This window comes from Neisseria sp. P0021.S007 (assembly GCF_051956855.1).
The window spans coordinates 1-889 of the sequence record NZ_JBQCXA010000253.1; the positions used below are offsets into that span (position 1 = coordinate 1).

At 33.3% G+C, this 889-nt stretch carries 2 protein-coding genes; both read left to right on the forward strand.

Translation table 11 applies throughout. The features are described 5' to 3' along the window. Window positions 1-32 precede the first annotated feature (32 nt). On the forward strand, window positions 33-518 hold the full coding sequence (ftnA, locus tag ACTHUR_RS12620; protein ID WP_003686837.1) for a non-heme ferritin: 486 nt from the start codon (window positions 33-35) through the stop codon (window positions 516-518). A 16-nt stretch (window positions 519-534) separates the two neighbouring features. Continuing rightward, a partial coding sequence (locus ACTHUR_RS12625; RefSeq protein ID WP_440398828.1) for a ferritin occupies window positions 535-889 on the forward strand: 355 nt, incomplete at its 3' end.

The following is an 889-nucleotide window of genomic DNA, read 5'->3' on the forward strand; positions in this document are numbered from 1 at the left end:
CTATATAACCGCATTAAGAAAAGGAGTTAGTTATGCTAAGTAAGTCAATTACAGCAAAATTAAACGAACAAATTAATCTCGAGTTGTATTCATCAAATGTCTATTTGCAAATGAGTGCATGGTGCCATAAACATGGTTATGAAGGCGCTGCAGCATTTTTACTTCGTCATGCCGATGAAGAATTGGAACATATGCAAAAGTTGTTTACTTATGTGAGCGAAACCAGTGGAATGCCTTTGTTAGGTAAAATTGACGCCCCTAAACACGATTACGCTTCATTAAAAGAAGTTTTTGAAACAACACTTGAACACGAAAAACTAGTGACATCTAAAATTAATGAGTTAGTTGAGAGTACTTTTGCAGAAAAGGATTACTCTACTTTTAACTTCTTACAATGGTATGTAGCTGAACAGCATGAAGAAGAAAAATTATTTAACAGTATTGTTGATAAATTCAAACTTCTTGGTGAAAGTGGTACAGCGCTCTACTACATTGATCGTGAATTAAAAACTTTATAAGAATAGGAGAAATAAAATGTTATCAAATAGCGTGATTAAACTATTAAATGATCAAATGAATTTAGAGTTTTATTCTTCTAACTTATATTTACAAATGAGCGCCTGGTGCGAACAACAAGGTTTCGAAGGAGCTGCAAAATTTTTATCAGAGCATGCGGCTGAGGAAATGCAGCATATGCGTAAACTCTTCACTTATTTAAATGAGACCGGCGCATTGGCTATCATCACACAAATTGATGAACCACCTCATCAATTTTCATCATTGAAACAAGTACTTGAATTAACTTATGAACATGAAAAGTTAATTACCTCTAAAATCAATGAATTAGTTGGTAGAACTTTTGAAGAGAAAGACTACTCTGCCTTTAACT